Genomic DNA, 19,062 nt, shown 5'->3' with positions numbered 1-19,062 from the left:
GACTAGCCATGATCGACCTTCAGACCCTCACGAATCAACGCCAAGTTATTGTTATTGGAGCTGCTTTTGGTGATGTGATGCTCGGATTGGATCAGTTGCCACGTAGTGGTGGTGATGTAATAGCAGAAGAGCTTGGCCGACACATTGGCGGCTGTGCTTTCAATGTAGCTAGGGCGCTAAGTCGGATGGATATCCTACCTATCAATGCTATACCTGTGGGTAATGGCAGCTGGGGGAAAAACGTAGAAGCTGCAATGCTAAACGATAACCTTCTTCCATTGCTGCGTCACCCTACACATGACAATGGCTGGTGCATCGCAATGGTTGAAGCCAGTAAAGAACGTACCTTCATTACCATGGATGGCTGTGAGCAGCACTGGAATAAATCACTGCTGGCGCAAATACCTACGCCTGATAATGCCATTGTTTATGTATCAGGCTACGAACTCGTCAGTGAACAAAGTGAACCGTTGCGTCAATGGTTATTGGACCTATCCGATGATAAAACCTTATTTGTTGACTTCGGACCACGTCTTATGGATATCGACCCAGAGTTCGTTAGCAAACTGTTAGCCAAAAAACCAATTTTAACAGTGAATCGCGATGAACTGGCGCTGCTAAATCAACAAACGCCTAGCAACATCTATGATGCTGTCATCTTTACCAATAAGCATCAGGTTAGTCTAATTTGTCGTTTTGACAGCGAAGGAGCTAAGATTTGCCAACCGAGGTGCCAACCAAAGCTTATTCCCGCTTTCAAGGTAAAGGTTTCCGATACAATAGCTGCGGGTGATAGCCACTGCGCAGGCGTTATCGCTGGATTATCTGCAGGATGGGCGCTCAATGATGCTGTTGAACTCGGTAATATGGTAGCAGCTGTAGTAGTAAGCCGACCTGGCTCTGATGGTGCACCAACATTAGCTGAATTAAACAGTTTCCAAGCAGAGAATAGCACTTAAAGCTCGAGTAACCCTTTATTCAGCGCACATAAACAGGAAGTAGTTGGCGTACTACTTCCTGTATACGCATCACATACTGATCATTCAGTCGTGCATATACTTTCGTTTATAATCTGCAGCCATTGCAAAAAGAGGGAGAATCATGACAGGCACAACGAGTCCGGCTACAAATATTAATTCTTCATTAACCAATAACTGATAACAACTGATGCTAAAAATAGCCGCTACGATCGCTAAAAATGACAGGTGTAGCCAAGGGTGGTTAGATGAAAAACGGGCGTAATATCTGTCCATTTAAATGCCTTTCATATTGTATGGTTAATATTAAATACTTAAGCATAGCGACTGTTGATAGAAAACCTTAAATCAAAAATGAGAATATTCTCAAAATAAATCATAAGAAACTGTATTTCTCATGAGCAAAAAATAAAACATTACGCAATAGAGTTCACATTAGCATTCACCCTTAAAACTGCAGTAAACCCCAATAATTATCTAAAATACTCACACATCAACGTGATAATCTCGTGTTTGCTAGGGGATACTAAAAATAACATACCGCAACATCACATTAACATAACTCTATACTTACCCCTCTCTGTTTGCTCCGTTATGATAATAAGCATAATAAAAATATTACGCACATACTTAGTATTATTGGTACATGAATATAGCTGTGTCACCAGCTCTATATCGACATAAAAAATAGGGAAAAACCATTATGTTGTCTGTTTTTGATATTTATAAAATTGGTGTTGGTCCATCCAGCTCTCACACTAATGGTCCTATGATCGCGGGATTTGAGTTCTGCCAAAAAATTCAACCAAAACTAGAAACCGTTCATACAGTACGGGTTGATTTATACGGTTCTTTATCGTTAACGGGAAAAGGGCACCATACCGATCGTGCCGTGTTTCTTGGTCTAATGGGTAATAAACCCGACACTATCGATATTGAAGTTGCCAACCTAACAATGCTTAATGCACATAAAAGTAATACGTTACCTTTAGCCAGCCAAAAAACAGTCCCATTTAATGTTGAGAAGGATATTGTATTTCATACCACTAACCTTCCTCTGCACGAAAATGGCATGATGATTACTGCAATCGATAAAGAAGGTAATGAGCTAGATAGTGAGACCTATTACTCGATAGGCGGTGGATTCATTGCAACTGCAGCAGAAATGCAAAATAAAGGGGCGGCTGTCGAAACTACCGTTACCTACCCTTTCAAATCTGCTGACGATATTCTGATTATGGCTGAACGTGACGGATTAAGTATTGGTCGCTTAGTTCAAGACAACGAAATAACCTTTAGAAGCCAAGACGAATTTGATGAAAGAGCCAAGAAAATTTGGCATATCATGTCTGACTGTATGGAAAGAGGCTTTCACAAGGAAGGTATTCTAGAAGGTGGATTACACGTTACTCGCCGTGCACCTGCTCTTTTAAAGCAATTAGAATCTAATCAGCATATTGAAAATGATCCTATGACTATTTTAGATTGGGTTAACTTGTTCGCATTTTCAGTAAGCGAAGAGAATGCTGCAGGCGGACAAGTTGTTACTTCGCCAACTAACGGTGCAGCCGGTGTTATTCCTGCCGTATTGATGTACTACAACAAATTCATTAACACCTTAGAAATAGAACAAATAAAAGATTTCTTAGCAGTATCAGCAGCTATTGGTATGTTATATAAAATGAATGCCTCTATTTCAGGTGCTGAAGTAGGCTGCCAAGGTGAAGTTGGCGTATCGTCGTCAATGGCCGCAGCGGGTCTAACGGCAATACGAGGCGGAAGTAATGAACAAATTTGCATGGCCGCTGAAATTGCCATGGAACACTCTTTAGGTATGACGTGCGATCCCATTGGTGGACTTGTACAAATCCCCTGTATCGAACGTAATGCAATGGGCGCGATGAAGGCGATAAATGCTTCACGTATGGCACTAAAGCGAAACAGTAAATCACGTATTTCTCTAGATAAAGTGATCGATACCATGTATCAAACTGGTAAAGACATGAACAGAAAATACCGTGAAACCTCACTGGGTGGGCTAGCTGTTATCCACCTTGCTCCGCCTTGTGAATAAGTAAACATGAAAAAAAAGAAGGAGCATAATGCCCCTTCTTTTTCTAATCAACCTTCATGTATTACCTTCATATCTTAAAAATATCTCAGCCTAGATTCAACGTACGTTTAAACCAGGCAGCTATATCTTGTATCTGCTCTAGGCACACATTGTGTTCCATTGGATAAGTGCGCCAATTGGGATTAAAATTCGCCGAATTCAATGCAGCTAAAGCATCTTTACCCATTGATGGTAACACCACAGGATCATGGCTACCGTGCATAACTTCAATCGGTAACTCACGATTAGCATCACTAAATTCGATAGAATCTGAGGTTGGGAAATACGTTGATAATGCTAATAAGCCTGCCAACTTATCGGGATAACTCAGTGCCGCTTGGTAAGCAACAGCACCACCTTGAGAGAAGCCTGCAATAACAATACGATCGCTGGCAATACCACGGGCACGTTCACGCTCAATTAACTCGACCACTTGATTAGCCGAATCTAACAACTGCTGAACATTTAGCTTACGCCCTGCACCCATTTCTAAAATATCATACCAAGCAGGCATCACCATACCACCGTTGATCGTAACGGCAATAGACGGAGAATGTGGGAAAATAAACCGCACAGGTGCATCTTGTGGAAGTTTTAATTCAGGTAAAATTGATTCAAAATCATGACCATTTGATCCTAAGCCATGAAGCCAGATAACAGCAGCTGTCGCTGTTACTTGTGGTTCTACTTCCACGCAATTAAGAGTTGTCATTCGTCCATTTTCATTTTATTTGCAGATACCTAACCATACACTGAAATGTTGAAACATGACCAGAATTGGATTCGATTACTCCTGCATCTTGGTATAAGTTAAGAATTTATGAAAAATTAAAGGATTTATTCAAGGTAATACTATAGTTTCCAAGTCAATATTCGTGCAATCTAGAGCCTTATACCAAATACGTAATTTAAACGCTATTTCAGCACGAGGAACACAATATGGCTATCGCACATAGCGACATGGAAGAGGCGTTAAAAACGTTGGAGTGCCGTACAAACTTCAAGGTAAAGAAGATAACAGAGTACATGTTACCTAGCTTAAAAGAGCCATTTTATCTTTGTACCGATAATCACAACCCACAACTTATTATTCGTCCTGCATTTGAAGTTTTCGCTAATGAATTATCAGGTTTAGATGGGGTATCTGCTAAATATTCGTATTATCACAATGCAGACATGACACGCTTTCCAACACGAGTGAATACCGGTCGAACTGAAGTTCACTATGGTCTTGCATTCGAATTTGAACATACTAAAGCAGTGAAAACCTTTATCGAAACACTAATAAAGATCGCTAAAGGTGGCTAAGCACGTTTTGTTTCACCTTTAGTGCACTGTTTTTTTGTATTTGCCATGTTTGGTTTATCGTGCGTGAGCCTACAGCACCATAAGTATTAATATCAAAACGGTGGGTGAATAACCCATCGTTTTATGCTTTATTGCAACAAAACCATCTCAACCGATTACGGTATCTTATTTCAATAAACGCTAATTTAGAGGTTATTTATACGTCTTAGCATAACGCTTCATAACCATAGTAGAACCATCAATATTATCGACAAACTTCTGAGATGCAGGGGCACTCATAAATGAAGCCATTGATGCATCAGCATCCTTTGCAGATTTCCAATGTACAATTACAAGCCATTCTCCATTCTCCCCAGCGGCCGATTCGCGTGAAATGAACCCAGGCTGTTTAGCAACATGTTGGTCTTCGACTGCTTTATCAATTGGAGCAAACTCAGTATATGAAACACCCGCTTTCAGTTTTAGTGTGACAATTTCAATGATAGCTGTGTCTGATGCATAAGCGGTAGAAAGTGTAGCCATCATTGTTAGCAATACTAAAGATAATCTTTTGAAATAACGCATAATTAATACTTCTTCTATTCAAGTGGCAGTCATAAGTTCAACCGAGTTAGCTTTATAATAGTCACCTCAAGGTGATTGGCTAACCAAGCTCGTTTTCTAAGACGGCAGAAAGACTTAAACTTTCACCACAATTAGTGAGTAAATACGTCTCGCCGTTGGATAGGTCCATTGTATTTTCCTTCGCTGAAATCTACCTTGTGTATGCTGTACATTCTAAAACCGTTGTAGCTAAAGCGGCTAATAGACCTTTTTTCATGATTTTACCTCTCGTTGGAATGAAGTAATAATAGTGATAAAAGACAGAACTCACATGGTCAGTACAGGTGAAATAATGGTTAATGACGAACTTCAAACGGTCTCTGAAAGCATAATAGGGTGAGTGAGGTGAATGCCTCAGGCGGATAAGTTGTTATTTCACCTTTAGTGCATTTCATTTTTTTGCATCTGCCGTGTTTGGTTCATCGTACGTGAACCGGCGGTGCCATAAGTATTAATATCAAATCGGTTGGGCGAATAACCTAACGTTTTACGGTACCGTTTTTCTAATTGTGCCAAATCGATACTGTAGTTTTGCTTTAGCAGTTTAAGCACCGCATTAATATCTTTTTGCGGTGCGTGCTGCTGCCTGAGATAAAAATAGAGATTTTCTGCTCGTTGTTGATTCATAACTCCCCCTAAGATCAAGCTTAATGCGTATGAGGAACTGAAGAGAGATTAATAATGGCAATACCAATGCCAATCACGACCATCCCCAGCCATACCTTGGCATCTAGATGCTGTTTATAAATAATATTCGACATCAGCGTGACTAATACTATTGCAAGCCCAGCCCAAGACGCATGAACAATACCAACGGGTAAATTCTTCATTGCTTGGCCTAAAAATAAAAATGCGGTCAGGTGACCAAGAATTACAATGGCGCTAGGTAACGGGTTAGTAAAACCATTTGTTGCTTTTAATGCTACATGCGATGTTGCTTCTGCAAGTACGCCCAATAATAAAAATACCCAGCCCATGCTTTGCCTCGTTGTCTTACTGCTGTTGAAAGAAGAGAGCACAGTATATTTATTTCCTCACAAATGATAATCACAGTAAATTACAAATTACTTTTACCTAGTGGTAATAATTTAATATGAGGAGCTTACACCATGGTATTCACCTCATGGTGCAAGCTTCACAACCCGCTATCTCGCCTTTAGTGCGGGTCCTACCATTCGATGAAGTACATTGTTCTTTTTTTTATAATGATGATGCAAAGCCGCAGATGCATGCACAACGACTAATAGCGCCAACATTGCACAACTAACTCTGTGCACTGTAAAGAAAAAGGCATTGATCTCTGGATCGCTAATCAAATTATCGATCGGTATTAACCAAAACAGATCATACCCAGTCTTTAGCATCAGAAAGCCACTCACAAACACAGTAAACATCAAAAAATACAGTAAAGAATGAGCTACATGAGCAATCTTATTCTGCAGTGAACCGCTAGCTTTAATACCGCTAATTGTCGGACGTAAGAAGCTCCAAACAAAACGGACAATAAAAAGAGCTGATCCTACTGTTGCCAGTGACATATTCAGCACCGACAAAAAGTTAAAGATATGAGGGGAGGAATCGATGACGAGGTGCATGATATAGCCAGCACACATTGCATATATAATGACTGTAGCCATAATCCAGTGAAGCACTCGGGTCAAAATATCATAATGGGTTCTCATAATACTATTAGCCTTGAGTTTAGACGTTTAACATAATTAGGACGTAGATAAGCAGGAAGACCAACCCCATGACAAGGCTGGTGAAAGGGGTTAGTTCAGCTTAGTCCAAGCTGTACTCCAATCTGAACCTACACCCGGATCAAACTGAGTCGCACTAGGTGGCAATTGAATACAATATCCTGAGCTAAACAGCGCCAAGGTAACTGGTAGAAGTGTGTTTTTTGTAATAATCATTATCACTGATCCCGTTGTTTTATAGAAAAAAACAACCATAGAATCGGCATGCTTGATGCAATTTTACGTCTTGAAAAGACGGTAACCCCGCTATCATAGACTGGCGTCGACAGACCGGAAGCTTTGCGTCCTACCCTTTAGGATAGTTTGCCAATAATGTGGTTATTTGGTTTAAATGTGATCTTCATCACTCATAACCACTCTACATTAAATGCCTAAAAAAGCAGGCTTAAGTGCATTTAATTTCACAGGAGATCACAACATATTCTCTGTTTTTGTAGCAATATTTTACTTTACGGCAAACTAAACAGTTGTTTAAACTTTAATTAGTCCTATTTACCACTAATCATATGAATACCAATTCAGCCGAGCATACAAAATTCTTATGCTAGATATTCAACACATTCAGTCTTTCTCCTGCGTACCTATTCAGCAGGAAATAAGCTATTCTTCTTTTCCATCATCGCCTCAGCATAGGTAAGAAAGTCAGCGGTATCTTCTCGAAACATACTGAGATTTTGTTTGAGCTTGTCATCAGACCAATCCCACCACGCAAGAGCTTCCAGTCGCTCCCCCATCTCATGCGATTCAAATCGAGGACGTAATACCCGAGCAGGGTTACCGACCACAATCGTCCATGGTGGTACATCTTTCGTCACAACACTACCCGCACCGACAATCGCGCCATTTCCAATACTCACACCGGGCAACACGATCGCCCCATGCCCAATCCAGACATCGTGACCAATCACGACTTTGTCTTCTTCACGCCAGTCAAAAATTTCATCATCAACCGCAGTGCCCTCTTCACCCAACTGAAATTTACCTGGGCGATAGGTGAAATGGTGTAAGGTCGGTCGCCACCAAGGGTGATTACTGGGATTAATGCGAACACTGGCTGCAATCGACGTAAATTTTCCCACCTCGGTAAACATCAGGTTGCAGTCATTTTGTATATAGCTGTAATCACCTACGGTGACATTATTAAGAATGCAACGTTCGGCAATTTCCGTCCACCGACCTAATGTCGTGCTGTGTAACTTACTGTCAGGGGCAACAGAAGGGGTTGCATCCAGTATCTGTGTCGCAGGTTGGCTCATAGATCAAATTCCTGTTCATCAAAGGCCAGAAAGCGGCACGCGGTAAAGTAATTAGGGTTATCCATCGCCCACGACTCCAAATCATGACCAACATGAATCAATCCCATTTTTTTGGGGTGGCATTCCTGTTGAATAATACGCACCGTATCGGTGTCATTATGATTCACTGGTGGGCGACCTTCTCGAGATGACGAGGGCGGAAAACTACAATCAATCAGCATCATTTCAATGGGGTTTGCAACTAGCCACGCAGTTACATCTTCTCGTAATCCCAACGTATCGGTTAAGTACGCAATACGTCGTCCTTGCCATTCAAAGCAATAACCAAAGCACACTTTGGAGTGGTTCATCGGCAATGGCGTAATGGTAATACCTTGCCAACTAAACGCTTTAAAGGCTGTTAGTGGAGGCCGAAAAACCAATAATCCGGGATGTTTGAACAAATCATCACAGCCTTGGGGATCATCCGGCCCGTCAACACGAATAGGTGTGCCTTCCCCCCAGCGTAGATCAAATAAACTATGCACATGATCCATGTGATAATGGGTCAGTAATATTCTATCGATACTGCCCGCGGGAAAACGCGTGAGCAGATCATCCGCGTTAGCATCCAACAATAATTGCTTACCTTGATGTTCGATCACCGCTGACGTTTTTTTACGTCGATACGACAAGGTATGCTGGGCACGATCGCAAGCTTGGCAGGTACAACCGTAAACGGGCAACATGCCGGCATTGCCCGTTCCCAATAAGGTCAGTTTCATCGATACCCTACCGACTCTGGTTCAAGTTCAGCGCAGTAGTAACGGTTAAATTGCGCTAATGTTTGCGCGATAGTTCCGCTGTTATCCAACCGCCACCGTTCGCAACTTTCAGTCATATCAGCATGAGCACTACCATCTGCTAACACGCAGTGTTGAAAGTCTCGCGCGCGCATAAGCCGTTGCTGAATTTCGGCTTCTGTTTCACGACCACGAATGCGTAACCGTTGCTCAAGCACACTCAAAGCAACATCGACAACAACAGGTACTAATAAGTTTCCATACTGTGCAAGCGCTTGGGGTAAGAACTCGCGGGATCCATTTACCATGACATCACAGCCGTTGGCTAACCATAAATCGACTTCTAACCCCACCCCATAATGCAGCCCATTAGCTTGCCAATACATCGCGAATAAATCATGGTGCCGACGATAGACAAATTCTGCTTCGGTTAGCGCAATATGGTTTTCACCACCCGCACATGCTGCGCGGGTGATGTAACGATGGGCAACCAAGATATTGGAAGGCCAAGCCTGACGCACCGCATCAATTACACTGTCTTTTCCTGCACCTGAGGCACCAATGACATAAAAAATTCGAGCCATAGATTGATCCTTCGTTTAATTAGAATACAGCTTTCCCTTCACGCCAAACACGCGTTGCATACGTATGGTCGTGACGCTGATGAGCCAGCAATAAGTCGGCACGTTTTCCTTCCTCAATTACACCGCGATCATCCAATTGCAGGGCCTGCGCCGGATTTATGGTTGCTAATTGGGTCGCCGTCGCCAGGGAATACCCATTACGATCGTCGTGCGCAATACGGAAGATGGCATCTAATAAACTACTAGGGTAATAATCAGATGAAAGAATATCTAACACTCCTAGCTGTGCCAGCTCATGAGCAGCAACATTGCCGGAATGAGACCCGCCTCGTACCACGTTAGGCGCTCCCATCATGACTTTCAGCCCTAAAGCATGTGACGCTTGTGCCGCTGCGACGGTGGTTGGAAATTCTGCAATCACCATTTTTAGCGCTTTCGATTCTTCAACGTGTGCAACGGTGGCATCATCATGGCTAGCCATCGGAATATTATGCTCGCGACAGTATTGGCAAATAGCTTCACGGTTAGGTGCCGACCATACTTGTGATCGTTCACGCTGTTCAACTTCAAACGCTGCCATTTGTTGGTCGTTAAACTTGTACTTACCTTGATAATAGTCGCGATATTTTTGCACATTCACAAATTGACGCTGACCCGGCGCATGATCCATCAAAGAGACTAAATGCACATCAGGTAAATGTGCGTAACGCTTAAACATATCGACCGTCGTTTCGTGCGGCACTTCGCAACGTAAATGCAAAAAGTGGTCTGCACGATTAACGCCTCGACGCTGGCTTTCTATCACTGTCTCTATCAGCTTATCGAGATTATCGTGCCGTTTACCGCCTTCACGGTAATCACCCAACGCGACGGCATCCAATACCGTGGTAATGCCAGATGAGACTAATTGCGCGTCGTGTGCGCTCATAGCAGAAAACGGTGGCCAATCTACCTTCGGCCGTGGTGTAAAATACTTTTCTAAATTATCGGTATGTAGCTCAATCAACCCTGGCATTAACCAACCATCTTCCCCGTCTATCGCTTGGGGTAACTGGCTAACAGTATCTGATAGGGTGCGGATAATACCGCCTTCAATTTCAATCGAGCCTTTTACTGTTTGGTCTTCAAGTACCAAGTTCACGTTGGTAATGATCATTCTGTCATCCTTTATTTCACACCGTTGGCTTATTGATAACGCTTTGCCTGTCTTTATTAAGCTTCAAGGTTAAGCTTCAAGTTCTAGGCAATTAAATTAAGCGCACTGAGATTGCAGTTCCGTTGCCGTATTCACTGGTTGCATGGCATATAAACGATCTGCCACTTTCTCTCGTACATCTTCATCATGAAAAATACCAACGATTGCAGCACCACGTTGTTTGGCTTCATTGATCAAACTGACCACTACCGCACTGTTTTCGGTGTCTAACGACGCTGTTGGTTCATCAAGCAATAACACGGGATAATCCACAATAAAGCCTCGTGCAATATTGACACGTTGCTGCTCACCACCCGAAAATGTTGCAGGTGCAAGGTGCCAAAGGTGTTCTGGTACATTCAAACGCGCCAACAATGAAGTTGCTTTCACTTCCGCTGCCTTGCGGCATCCGCCTCGTTCAATCATTGGCTGCATCACCACTTCTAATGCACTAATGCGGGGAATTACACGCAGGAACTGACTCACCCAACCAATAGTGTCACGGCGCACATTCAGAACCTCACGCGGAGTAGCTTGTGCCAAGTCGACCCAATGGCCATGGTGCAATATCTCGATGCTGCCTTGATCAACCAGATAGTTACTGTATAAGGCGCGTAACAAGGTCGATTTACCCGAGCCGGAATGACCATGCAACACCACGCATTCACCTTGCGAAACGGTTAAATTGGCCTGAGTTAACACCGGTAGTGACATGCCATTTTGATTATGCAAAACAAAAGTTTTACTGACATTTGAAACGTTTACCATTGAAGTCATGAGATATCCTTTTTAGTTCTGCAGCACTGACGATACAAGTAACTGGGTATACGGATGCTGTGGATCATCCAACACTTGATCGGTCAGCCCTGTTTCGACCACTTCACTGTGTTTCATCACCATTAAACGGTGCGCCAACAAACGCGCAACAGCCAGATCGTGAGTCACGATAATCACAGCCAAATCCAGCTCAGTTACTAACTGACGTAATAGATCCAGTAGCTTTGCCTGCACTGAAACATCCAAGCCCCCTGTCGGCTCATCCATAAAAATTAGCTTCGGGTGCGTGACTAAATTACGGGCGATCTGCAATCGCTGCTGCATACCGCCAGAAAATGTCGTCGGCATGTCATCAATCCGCTCGACCGGAATTTCAACATCGGTTAACCATGTAGCAGATTGCTCGCGGATTTCACTGTAATTACGTTGGCCGACGGCCATTAAACGCTCACCAATATTGCCCCCAGCAGAAACGCGACCACGCAAGCCATCCATTGGGTGTTGGTGTACAACCCCCCATTCTGTGCGTAGTAAATGACGGCGCTGACTTTCCGCCATCGCATACAGTTCTTCAACCTGTTGGTATGGGGTGTCAGTATCCCCTCGTAGGTATAACACTTCACCGCCATCAGGCTGTAAGCGCCCTGAAATAGCCTGTAGTAAGGTACTCTTGCCTGAGCCCGATTCCCCAACAATGCCCAATACTTCACCTGGGTATAAATCAAATGACACTTGCGAAAAACCTTTACCCGGCGCATACAATTTAGTGAGATTTTTCACCGACAATAGTGGCTGTTCATCATCCGAAGTAGTGGCAATTAGTGCTTGTTGCGTTGACGTATTCATGCGCTTTCCCCTTGCGAGCCACAATAGTCCGTGTCTGAACACACGAACATGCGATTACCTTCATCATCAGTGACCACTTCATCTAGGAAGGTATTGGTCGCCCCGCAAATACTACAGGGTTCATCCCACTGCTGGATTTCAAAAGGGTGATCCTCAAAATCTAAACTACGTACCTTGGTGAACGGCGGAATGGCATAAATACGTTTCTCACGCCCAGCACCAAACAATTGCAGCGCAGGCATGTTGTCCATTTTAGGGTTATCGAATTTTGGAATAGGAGAAGGATCCATGATGTAACGATCATTCACACGCACGGGGTAAGCATATGCAGTTGCGATATGGCCAAAGCGCGCAATGTCTTCGTACAGTTTCACATGCATAATGCCGTACTCTTGCAGGGCATGCATTTTTCGGGTTTCGGTTTCACGAGGCTCTATAAAGCGCAGCGGCTCTGGGATCGGCACTTGATAAACGAGGATCTGATCTTTTTTCAGTAATACCTCTGGAATACGGTGACGGGTTTGAATCACTGTCGCATCTACCGTGCGTTCAGTAGTACGGGCATCCGCTACCGTTTTGAAAAACTCGCGGATCGAGACAGCATTAGTAGTGTCATCCGCGCCTTGGTCGATCACTTTTAGGGTATCTGCTTGACCCAGAATGGCAGCGGTTAGTTGGACCCCACCCGTTCCCCAACCGTACGGCATTGGCATTTCACGGCCACCGAACGGTACTTGGTATCCTGGAATCGCGACCGCTTTTAATAATGAACGGCGAATCATCCGCTTGGTTTGCTCATCCAAATAACCGTAGTTGTAACCTGTATTGTAATCAGTGCAGGAATCGGTATTTGAATCATCACTTTGACATGTTGATGATGCATTAATTACTTGGCTCATTTATTTGCCCTCACTGTCTTGAGTCATGTCGTCATGCTCTTTGTGCATCTTGCGCAGTAGCTCTAATTCAGCTTGGAAATCGACGTAATGTGGTAGCTTCAAGTGAGAAACAAAGCCAGCCGCTTCGACGTTATCGGCATGTGCTAATACGAACTCTTCATCTTGTGCTGGGCTATCAACCGCTTCGTTAAATTCTGGCGCTTGTAAAGCACGATCTAACAGTGCCATCGACATAGACTTGCGCTCATTGAAACCAAACGTAAGGCCGTAGCCTCGAGTCAATTTAGGTTTCACCGCTTTATCGCCAACAAAGCCATTAATCATCTGGCATTCCGTTAGCTCAAGGTCGCCGATCTCTATTTCAAAGCCTAGCTCTTCAGGAAGAAGTGACAGCGTAACCTGTCCTGAGCGAATCTCGCCAGCAAAGGGATGGTTACGTCCATAACCACGTTGAGTGGAATATCCCAGCGCCAACAAGAAACCTTCATCACCACGAACTAATTGCTGCAAACGAGCAGATCGATCACACGGATAATTAACAGGTTCGAGCGTAATATCTTCAGGTACTTGCTGGTTATCTTCTTCCACCAGCATCATGTCGAGTTTTTCTAAGATCCCCAGCACTTGTGGGCATACTTCTGGTTCAGCTTCCTTTACTAACGCTGCACCGCTCGCAACCTGTTCTGTAATGCGAGCATGAACGGTCTGCGTTGCTGTTTCAGAACGACTCGCAGTCGTCTCAGTGCCTTCTGCAAGTAACGAAAAATCCAGCAATCGGTGGGTATAATCGTACGTTGGACCTAATACCTGACCACCAGGTAAATCTTTATAGGTAGCGGAAATACGACGTTCAATACGCATTGCCGAGGTATTCACCGGTTGCGTTGTTGCCAAGCGTGGCAAGGTTGTTCGGTAAGCACGAAGTAAAAAGATCGCTTCGACCAGATCGCCAGCGGCTTGTTTAATCGCAAGAGCGGCCAATTCTTTATCGTAGATCCCCCCTTCAGTCATTACGCGATCGACAGATCCTGCTAATTGTTGACTGATCTGTGCCACAGACAATGCAGGTAATGCTTTATCACCACGGCGTTTATCGGCTTGTAATTGGTGAGCGGTACTGATCGCTTTCTCACCGCCTTTCACAGCTACATACATGGGCTGATCTCCAGCAACGTTGAACGAGGAATGGCAATAACGTGTTGACCGCTCACAAAAATATAATCCAATCCCAATGGAAAACTCGGCAAGTGTTGGCGTTGTAATAACAAGGTCAGCAAGTCATCAGGAAGTTGACCGAGATAAATATCTCGAGCTTTTTCGATACCAGGTCCGGTCAATGTCAGCGCTACCCCACTCGATAAACTGTCGGTTTCGACAATCACGGTCGTGCTGCGATCAGGGTATTCTTCATTACCGATACACAGCGGCAAGGTTAGCCACGGCGTTGTTGCGCTATCTTGGTACGACACTGCTGCAAACGCTGCACTGTCTGCAGTTTGCGTAATCGGAGCGCCAATATGAAACGTCAGATTTTCTATTACTGCTTTGTCTTGAATAAAACTCGGTGATAGCCACAACGGTGTGCTGTTATCTGCTAGCGTCAATAAGGTTTGGCTGCAGGCACTCATCATAATGCCAAAACCACTCCCCTTTTCATGATCATTGCTGCGATCATTGAGACGATCCAGTTCGACACATTCGCCAGGCTCTGACATGGCTTTCAATAAACGACGAAAACAAATTTGGCTATCGTGCACCGCATCACTAAATGCTGGTGAAATCATACTCATGGGTATTGTCCCTTTCTTTAAATGCACTGAAATTCAGGCTTAATCTTCACCACGAACCAGCGTAAAGAAATCAACTTTGCTGCTCGCCACTTGTTGTTGACGTAACTGCTCTTGCTCCGCTTTTAATGCCGCTAATGGCGTGATCAATTCACGAGTTAAGCGCGCTTGGTATTCAGAGGTTTGCATTAAGCCGTCAATGACTGCAGCTAATTCAGCATGCTGTTTATTGCGACCTTGCAAATAGCTGTACCCCATTTCACCGCTATCTAATTTCACAACAGCACGTGTTAGGGTGACATCCCCCATGTTGAACTGCCGTCCGCCTCCTCCCATACGTGCCCTGACTTGGGCTAGACCAATTTCGGCTGGGCGAATCACTTGAAATATAGGCAACGGTAAATCCAATGTTACCCACTGTGTTTGAAGGTCAGAAAAAGCCGCTCGGGCTAATACCGACATCCATGTTTTTCTCTGCTGAGAAGCGTCCATTTAATGCTCCATAACTAATTCAATGACATCGGAACGTGTATTCGAGCTGGAATATTCCGCCACAATATTTGTTCCTTTAATGACATTGGTGGTTTTAATTTTTAAAATAGGAATATTGGAATTAATCTGTAATAATCGGCAATCTTCATTCGTCGGTATTTGTGCACGCAAACGTGTATTTTTACGCTGTAATTCAATATTCAATTCTTTATTAATAAACTGATGTAATGATCCGGTATTAAAATATTTCAATACCGCCCACCACGTCGTATCTGATAAATAATGATCAATCACAGTACGCGGAATACCGTCTATTTTTCTAAACGTGCGAATATGAATAACTTTACTTTCTGCTGGCTTATTCAAGCGTTCAGCAATCTTGCTATTGGCAATAATAACCCGAGCTTGTAACACCTCACTTCTAGGCAGCGAGCCTTGTTCTAACAGGTTTCCTGTAAAGTGTGCCCCTGCATGTAAATAGTAATCATGAGGCTGACGAAGCACCATGTTGCCTTTCCCTTGATGGCGCTGCACCATGCCTGTCGCCACCAATTCATCAATAGCGCGTCGCACCGTGTGTCGGTTCACATTAAAACGCTGTGCAAGTTGTGATTCCGACGGTAAATAATCACCAGCTTGGTATTTATTACGAACGTCATTATCTAATTGCGTGGCAATATCTAAATAAACAGGCATGTTATTCCTTTAACGATTTAACTTATCTAGACATGTAAACGTAAAATTTTTATTTTTGTAGAACAGTTAAATGAAATTTAAATGAATCTTTTTCGAATGATTTGCGATATAAAATCAATAATACTGACCGTCACAATCACAATGCACATAATGGCGGCGGTCTGTTGCATTTGAAAACCTGAAATAGACTGCCAAAGTAATACCCCAATACCACCAGCCCCAACCATACCTACCACTGTGGCTGAACGAATATTGGATTCAAGACGGTATAGTGCATAAGAAATCCACAACGGCATTACCTGTGGAATTACCCCATATAAAATCACTTCTAGCGGGTTTGCCCCTGTGGCTTTAATGCCTTCAATCGGACCTGGTTCAATGGCTTCTATGGCTTCTGCAAATAGCTTCGCCAGCACACCAGTGGTGTGAATAAACAATGCCATTACCCCAGCAAAAGGACCTAATCCAACCACGACGACAAACAGCATCGCGAATACCATTTCGTTAATAGCACGAAGCCCATCCATTAGGCGACGCATTGGAAACGTTACCCACATCGGCATCAGGTTTTCTGCACTCAAAATGCCGAATGGTACTGCTAGAATAATCGCTAACACCGTGCCCCAAATTCCGACTTGAATCGTGACGATCATTTCACTGATATACAATTCTAAATCAATGAAATCTGGTGGAAAGAAATCGTTCAGTAGTTGCACCATGTTTTCAGGGTGTTCAAGAAATAGCATTGGTGCCATTTCTGCGCCACGCCATGACCACATCAATACTGACAAAACCACCACCACCAAAACGGCTTTTTTAAGCGATAATTTAGATTCTGGTACGAATTTTTGCTTTTGCGTTTCCGTATACATGGCTCAATCCTATTACGGTCAAACAAACGGGTTATTCGGCGAATAACCCGAACAGTGATAATTACCCTTTAACAGCATTAATCTGACGGGATAAGGTATCCAGTTCCTGCTGAATTTTAGTGATACGCTTCTGCTTTTCATCATTATCTAGGCGCGGGTTATCTTGTGTTTCAATCAAGTTTTTATATGCTTCCATTTGGCGGATAGGTAACAGTTGATTGTTATCCGTTGCAGCAAAACCCGACCACGACAGCCCCTTAAGGTTCTTCAGTGCTTGCGGGTTACCATCTTTGCCATAACTCAGGAAGAAATCGCGGGTTTTCGTTTTAGTTTCTTCAGGAATATCTTTACGCCATGTCATTACATCGGACGGGATCAGTTGTGACTGCCAAATCACCTTCAGTTTTTTGTACAGCTCAGGGTTACTCTTCTTGATACGAACCAAGTTCATAGTGTGGTTGGTCGCCACATCCACTTGATTATTCGCCACAGCCATTACGTTGGCGGCATGGCCAGCAACAACCGTGCGTTTAAAGTCGTGGGCTGAAATGTGGTTTTGTGCCAAAGCGTAATAGTTTGGAACTAGAAAACCCGACGTAGAATTGGGTTCACCATTACCGAAATTGAGTGATGCTCGTTGATCGATCACATCTTGCAAGGTGTTGATCTTGTCATTAGCACTGTTAGCAAGTAATACACTGTAATACCCCTCCAGCCCGTCCTCCCCGATATAACGAGCAAACACTTCAGCATTAGCACGATCAACCGCTTCTATTGCTGACTTGTTGCCGTAATATGCCAAATCTACTTTTTTAAACCGCATAGCTTGAATAATGCCAGCATAATCAGGGGCAAAGTATGCTTTCACCGGTACGCCCAACGCGTCACCCAAGTCATCCAGCATCGGTTGCCAACGCTGGCGTAAATTCTGCTGTGCATCGGTGGTGATGATGCCGAAGTTAATGGTTTTCATCTCACTCGCTATAGCTTGTTGGCTGAACACTGCCGACGAACTAATCGCCGCAGAACAAACAGCCAGTATGGCTAACGCTTTCTGGATTGAACGAAGCATGTTTCCCTTCCCTGCATAGTTGTTATACCAAGCTAAATTGGTATTAAATCGCGTTAAATAATGTCTAATCATCTTTAAGGTCTTGGACTAAAAAGATGGGGCTAGCTCAGGTTGAATCGCTATAGCTGGTGCGGGTTGCGGTTTTGCACCGTACAGTTCTGCCAATTTCCGTTCACACAGTCCCTCACTAACGCCTTGATAAAAGACCTTGCCATCACGTAATGCCACGATTTGGCTACAGTATTTCAAGGCATGATCGACCTGATGCAATGTGACAATCACGGGAATACCTTCTTGCTTATTTATATCTTCAAGTAGTTCCATTACGATACGAGATGACTCTGGGTCCAGCGATGCGATCGGTTCATCTGCAAAGATAATTTTGGCTTCCTGCATCAACGCGCGCGCAATGGCAACCCGTTGCTGCTGACCGCCCGATAAGGTAGATACACGCTGCATTGCATACTGTTCCATGCCAACACGCTCTAGCGCTTTCAGTGCACGTGAACGCTGCTCTGCAGTAAACGTACCAGTTAACGTGCGCCACTTAGCCGTAGAGCTCAGCGCGCCAACCAACACGTTAGTCAGCACACTCAATCGATTCACTAAGTTAAATTGTTGAAAGATATAACCAGCCTGAGCCCGACAAGTGCGTACCTCTTTACTTGGCTTGCCTTTTGACTGCACAACCTTACCCAATACACTGATACTGGATTGAGGGTTGTTATCACTCACGACTAATCCACTAAGATGACGTAATAACGTTGATTTCCCCGAACCTGATGGCCCTAATAACGCAGTCATTTCACGGTTATTAATATCCAAATTGATCCCGTCTAGCGCTTTCTTCCCGCCGAACGTTTTATTTACATGTCGAATTGTAATGATGTTGTCCATGTCCCTGACCTCAAGTCTGATTCGAGACCTACAGTGCAGGGAAAATATGAATGTTTTATTGATGAAATATGTCAGGCAGGTGACGAAGAGATTGTGTTGGGCGGTTGTTGATACTGACTAAACTGTTGATATAAGAAAATAAACAA

Annotated in this window: 24 protein-coding genes and 1 riboswitch; of the genes, 3 read left to right on the top strand and 21 right to left on the bottom strand. The window is 43.7% G+C overall.

The annotated features are described in order from the left end of the window. Positions 1-8 precede the first annotated feature (8 nt). Positions 9-959 carry a PfkB family carbohydrate kinase gene (locus C9J48_RS12380; protein ID WP_006230536.1) on the top strand — a complete coding sequence of 317 codons (951 nt, stop codon included), beginning with the start codon at positions 9-11 and terminating at the stop codon, positions 957-959. 84 nt (positions 960-1,043) lie between these two features. Here the strand turns inward: C9J48_RS12380 and C9J48_RS12375 are convergent, their stop codons facing one another. After that, on the bottom strand, positions 1,044-1,253 hold the full coding sequence (locus C9J48_RS12375) for a hypothetical protein (protein ID WP_006230537.1): 210 nt from the start codon (positions 1,251-1,253) through the stop codon (positions 1,044-1,046). Between the two features lie 427 nt (positions 1,254-1,680). Here C9J48_RS12375 and C9J48_RS12370 point away from each other — a divergent pair, with 427 nt between their 5' ends. Beyond that, positions 1,681-3,051 carry an L-serine ammonia-lyase gene (locus tag C9J48_RS12370; protein ID WP_006230538.1) on the top strand — a complete coding sequence of 457 codons (1,371 nt, stop codon included), beginning with the start codon at positions 1,681-1,683 and terminating at the stop codon, positions 3,049-3,051. 85 nt (positions 3,052-3,136) lie between these two features. On the opposite strand, the gene C9J48_RS12365 is transcribed toward C9J48_RS12370, so the two are convergent. Next, positions 3,137-3,802, bottom strand: coding sequence for an alpha/beta hydrolase (locus C9J48_RS12365; protein ID WP_006230539.1), 666 nt, complete (start codon positions 3,800-3,802; stop codon positions 3,137-3,139). A 227-nt stretch (positions 3,803-4,029) separates the two neighbouring features. On the opposite strand from C9J48_RS12365, the gene C9J48_RS12360 reads away from it, so the two are divergent. Beyond that, positions 4,030-4,398: a hypothetical protein gene (locus tag C9J48_RS12360; RefSeq protein ID WP_006230540.1), complete on the top strand. Its 369-nt coding sequence runs from the start codon at positions 4,030-4,032 to the stop codon at positions 4,396-4,398. Positions 4,399-4,590: 192 nt separating this feature from the next. Here C9J48_RS12360 and C9J48_RS12355 read toward each other — a convergent pair whose 3' ends face one another. The 19 genes from C9J48_RS12355 to phnC form a co-directional block, all read right to left on the bottom strand. Then, a complete protein-coding gene (locus tag C9J48_RS12355; protein WP_006230541.1) occupies positions 4,591-4,962 on the bottom strand; it encodes an antibiotic biosynthesis monooxygenase family protein in 372 nt (123 codons plus the stop codon). A gap of 420 nt (positions 4,963-5,382) precedes the next feature. Continuing rightward, positions 5,383-5,628, bottom strand: coding sequence for a hypothetical protein (locus C9J48_RS12350; protein ID WP_006230542.1), 246 nt, complete (start codon positions 5,626-5,628; stop codon positions 5,383-5,385). Positions 5,629-5,648: 20 nt separating this feature from the next. Beyond that, positions 5,649-5,978, bottom strand: coding sequence for a DMT family transporter (locus tag C9J48_RS12345; protein WP_006230543.1), 330 nt, complete (start codon positions 5,976-5,978; stop codon positions 5,649-5,651). A 168-nt stretch (positions 5,979-6,146) separates the two neighbouring features. After that, positions 6,147-6,683: a cytochrome b gene (locus C9J48_RS12340; protein ID WP_006230544.1), complete on the bottom strand. Its 537-nt coding sequence runs from the start codon at positions 6,681-6,683 to the stop codon at positions 6,147-6,149. 90 nt (positions 6,684-6,773) lie between these two features. Further along, positions 6,774-6,917, bottom strand: a complete 144-nt coding sequence (locus C9J48_RS27910) for a hypothetical protein (RefSeq protein ID WP_165481757.1) — start codon at positions 6,915-6,917, stop codon at positions 6,774-6,776. A gap of 77 nt (positions 6,918-6,994) precedes the next feature. Further along, positions 6,995-7,079, bottom strand: a riboswitch (cyclic di-GMP riboswitch). A 263-nt stretch (positions 7,080-7,342) separates the two neighbouring features. After that, on the bottom strand, positions 7,343-8,017 hold the full coding sequence (locus C9J48_RS12335) for a DapH/DapD/GlmU-related protein (protein ID WP_006230545.1): 675 nt from the start codon (positions 8,015-8,017) through the stop codon (positions 7,343-7,345). Further along, positions 8,014-8,781 carry a phosphonate metabolism protein PhnP gene (gene phnP, locus C9J48_RS12330; RefSeq protein WP_006230546.1) on the bottom strand — a complete coding sequence of 256 codons (768 nt, stop codon included), beginning with the start codon at positions 8,779-8,781 and terminating at the stop codon, positions 8,014-8,016. Before phnP ends, C9J48_RS12335 begins: the two co-directional genes overlap by 4 nt. Next, a complete protein-coding gene (gene phnN / locus C9J48_RS12325; protein WP_006230547.1) occupies positions 8,778-9,383 on the bottom strand; it encodes a ribose 1,5-bisphosphokinase in 606 nt (201 codons plus the stop codon). Before phnN ends, phnP begins: the two co-directional genes overlap by 4 nt. A gap of 19 nt (positions 9,384-9,402) precedes the next feature. Then, a complete protein-coding gene (phnM, locus tag C9J48_RS12320) occupies positions 9,403-10,539 on the bottom strand; it encodes an alpha-D-ribose 1-methylphosphonate 5-triphosphate diphosphatase (protein ID WP_006230548.1) in 1,137 nt (378 codons plus the stop codon). Between the two features lie 96 nt (positions 10,540-10,635). Further along, positions 10,636-11,355: a phosphonate C-P lyase system protein PhnL gene (gene phnL, locus C9J48_RS12315; RefSeq protein WP_006230549.1), complete on the bottom strand. Its 720-nt coding sequence runs from the start codon at positions 11,353-11,355 to the stop codon at positions 10,636-10,638. Positions 11,356-11,367: 12 nt separating this feature from the next. Continuing rightward, positions 11,368-12,201 carry a phosphonate C-P lyase system protein PhnK gene (phnK, locus tag C9J48_RS12310; protein WP_006230550.1) on the bottom strand — a complete coding sequence of 278 codons (834 nt, stop codon included), beginning with the start codon at positions 12,199-12,201 and terminating at the stop codon, positions 11,368-11,370. Further along, positions 12,198-13,100 carry an alpha-D-ribose 1-methylphosphonate 5-phosphate C-P-lyase PhnJ gene (locus C9J48_RS12305; RefSeq protein WP_006230551.1) on the bottom strand — a complete coding sequence of 301 codons (903 nt, stop codon included), beginning with the start codon at positions 13,098-13,100 and terminating at the stop codon, positions 12,198-12,200. Before C9J48_RS12305 ends, phnK begins: the two co-directional genes overlap by 4 nt. Beyond that, positions 13,101-14,255: a carbon-phosphorus lyase complex subunit gene (locus C9J48_RS12300; RefSeq protein ID WP_006230552.1), complete on the bottom strand. Its 1,155-nt coding sequence runs from the start codon at positions 14,253-14,255 to the stop codon at positions 13,101-13,103. After that, positions 14,246-14,890, bottom strand: coding sequence for a phosphonate C-P lyase system protein PhnH (phnH, locus tag C9J48_RS12295; RefSeq protein ID WP_006230553.1), 645 nt, complete (start codon positions 14,888-14,890; stop codon positions 14,246-14,248). Before phnH ends, C9J48_RS12300 begins: the two co-directional genes overlap by 10 nt. Positions 14,891-14,929: 39 nt before the next feature. Next, positions 14,930-15,379, bottom strand: a complete 450-nt coding sequence (gene phnG, locus C9J48_RS12290) for a phosphonate C-P lyase system protein PhnG (protein ID WP_006230554.1) — start codon at positions 15,377-15,379, stop codon at positions 14,930-14,932. After that, positions 15,380-16,075 carry a phosphonate metabolism transcriptional regulator PhnF gene (gene phnF, locus C9J48_RS12285; RefSeq protein WP_006230555.1) on the bottom strand — a complete coding sequence of 232 codons (696 nt, stop codon included), beginning with the start codon at positions 16,073-16,075 and terminating at the stop codon, positions 15,380-15,382. Between the two features lie 77 nt (positions 16,076-16,152). Further along, positions 16,153-16,947, bottom strand: coding sequence for a phosphonate ABC transporter, permease protein PhnE (phnE, locus tag C9J48_RS12280; RefSeq protein ID WP_006230556.1), 795 nt, complete (start codon positions 16,945-16,947; stop codon positions 16,153-16,155). A gap of 61 nt (positions 16,948-17,008) precedes the next feature. After that, complete coding sequence (phnD, locus tag C9J48_RS12275) at positions 17,009-18,019, bottom strand: phosphonate ABC transporter substrate-binding protein (RefSeq protein WP_006230557.1); 1,011 nt, start codon at positions 18,017-18,019, stop codon at positions 17,009-17,011. An 87-nt stretch (positions 18,020-18,106) separates the two neighbouring features. After that, on the bottom strand, positions 18,107-18,916 hold the full coding sequence (gene phnC, locus C9J48_RS12270) for a phosphonate ABC transporter ATP-binding protein (RefSeq protein ID WP_006230558.1): 810 nt from the start codon (positions 18,914-18,916) through the stop codon (positions 18,107-18,109). Positions 18,917-19,062: the final 146 nt, after the last annotated feature.

This window comes from Photobacterium profundum (assembly GCF_003026285.1).
In the GTDB taxonomy this organism is placed as follows: Bacteria; Pseudomonadota; Gammaproteobacteria; order Enterobacterales; family Vibrionaceae; genus Photobacterium; species Photobacterium profundum.
The sequence above is the reverse complement of the archived record's forward strand: the minus strand, read 5'-3'. Positions and strand labels throughout refer to the sequence as shown.

What these genes read in the sequence shown, in the direction of transcription:
- C9J48_RS27910 (WP_165481757.1), bottom strand. Translation starts at nt 6,917, where the DNA reads ATGATTATTACAAAAAACACACTTCTACCAGTTACCTTGGCGCTGTTT.
- phnD (WP_006230557.1), bottom strand. Translation starts at nt 18,019, where the DNA reads ATGCTTCGTTCAATCCAGAAAGCGTTAGCCATACTGGCTGTTTGTTCT.
- C9J48_RS12300 (WP_006230552.1), bottom strand. Translation starts at nt 14,255, where the DNA reads ATGTATGTAGCTGTGAAAGGCGGTGAGAAAGCGATCAGTACCGCTCAC.
- phnN (WP_006230547.1), bottom strand. Translation starts at nt 9,383, where the DNA reads ATGGCTCGAATTTTTTATGTCATTGGTGCCTCAGGTGCAGGAAAAGAC.
- phnH (WP_006230553.1), bottom strand. Translation starts at nt 14,890, where the DNA reads ATGAGTATGATTTCACCAGCATTTAGTGATGCGGTGCACGATAGCCAA.
- C9J48_RS12360 (WP_006230540.1), top strand. Translation starts at nt 4,030, where the DNA reads ATGGCTATCGCACATAGCGACATGGAAGAGGCGTTAAAAACGTTGGAG.
- C9J48_RS12345 (WP_006230543.1), bottom strand. Translation starts at nt 5,978, where the DNA reads ATGGGCTGGGTATTTTTATTATTGGGCGTACTTGCAGAAGCAACATCG.
- phnE (WP_006230556.1), bottom strand. Translation starts at nt 16,947, where the DNA reads ATGTATACGGAAACGCAAAAGCAAAAATTCGTACCAGAATCTAAATTA.
- C9J48_RS12335 (WP_006230545.1), bottom strand. Translation starts at nt 8,017, where the DNA reads ATGAGCCAACCTGCGACACAGATACTGGATGCAACCCCTTCTGTTGCC.
- phnM (WP_006230548.1), bottom strand. Translation starts at nt 10,539, where the DNA reads ATGATCATTACCAACGTGAACTTGGTACTTGAAGACCAAACAGTAAAA.
- C9J48_RS12375 (WP_006230537.1), bottom strand. Translation starts at nt 1,253, where the DNA reads ATGGACAGATATTACGCCCGTTTTTCATCTAACCACCCTTGGCTACAC.
- phnG (WP_006230554.1), bottom strand. Translation starts at nt 15,379, where the DNA reads ATGGACGCTTCTCAGCAGAGAAAAACATGGATGTCGGTATTAGCCCGA.
- phnL (WP_006230549.1), bottom strand. Translation starts at nt 11,355, where the DNA reads ATGACTTCAATGGTAAACGTTTCAAATGTCAGTAAAACTTTTGTTTTG.
- C9J48_RS12305 (WP_006230551.1), bottom strand. Translation starts at nt 13,100, where the DNA reads ATGAGCCAAGTAATTAATGCATCATCAACATGTCAAAGTGATGATTCA.
- C9J48_RS12380 (WP_006230536.1), top strand. Translation starts at nt 9, where the DNA reads ATGATCGACCTTCAGACCCTCACGAATCAACGCCAAGTTATTGTTATT.
- C9J48_RS12340 (WP_006230544.1), bottom strand. Translation starts at nt 6,683, where the DNA reads ATGAGAACCCATTATGATATTTTGACCCGAGTGCTTCACTGGATTATG.
- phnK (WP_006230550.1), bottom strand. Translation starts at nt 12,201, where the DNA reads ATGAATACGTCAACGCAACAAGCACTAATTGCCACTACTTCGGATGAT.
- C9J48_RS12350 (WP_006230542.1), bottom strand. Translation starts at nt 5,628, where the DNA reads ATGAATCAACAACGAGCAGAAAATCTCTATTTTTATCTCAGGCAGCAG.
- phnF (WP_006230555.1), bottom strand. Translation starts at nt 16,075, where the DNA reads ATGCCTGTTTATTTAGATATTGCCACGCAATTAGATAATGACGTTCGT.
- phnP (WP_006230546.1), bottom strand. Translation starts at nt 8,781, where the DNA reads ATGAAACTGACCTTATTGGGAACGGGCAATGCCGGCATGTTGCCCGTT.
- C9J48_RS12370 (WP_006230538.1), top strand. Translation starts at nt 1,681, where the DNA reads ATGTTGTCTGTTTTTGATATTTATAAAATTGGTGTTGGTCCATCCAGC.
- C9J48_RS12365 (WP_006230539.1), bottom strand. Translation starts at nt 3,802, where the DNA reads ATGACAACTCTTAATTGCGTGGAAGTAGAACCACAAGTAACAGCGACA.
- phnC (WP_006230558.1), bottom strand. Translation starts at nt 18,916, where the DNA reads ATGGACAACATCATTACAATTCGACATGTAAATAAAACGTTCGGCGGG.
- C9J48_RS12355 (WP_006230541.1), bottom strand. Translation starts at nt 4,962, where the DNA reads ATGCGTTATTTCAAAAGATTATCTTTAGTATTGCTAACAATGATGGCT.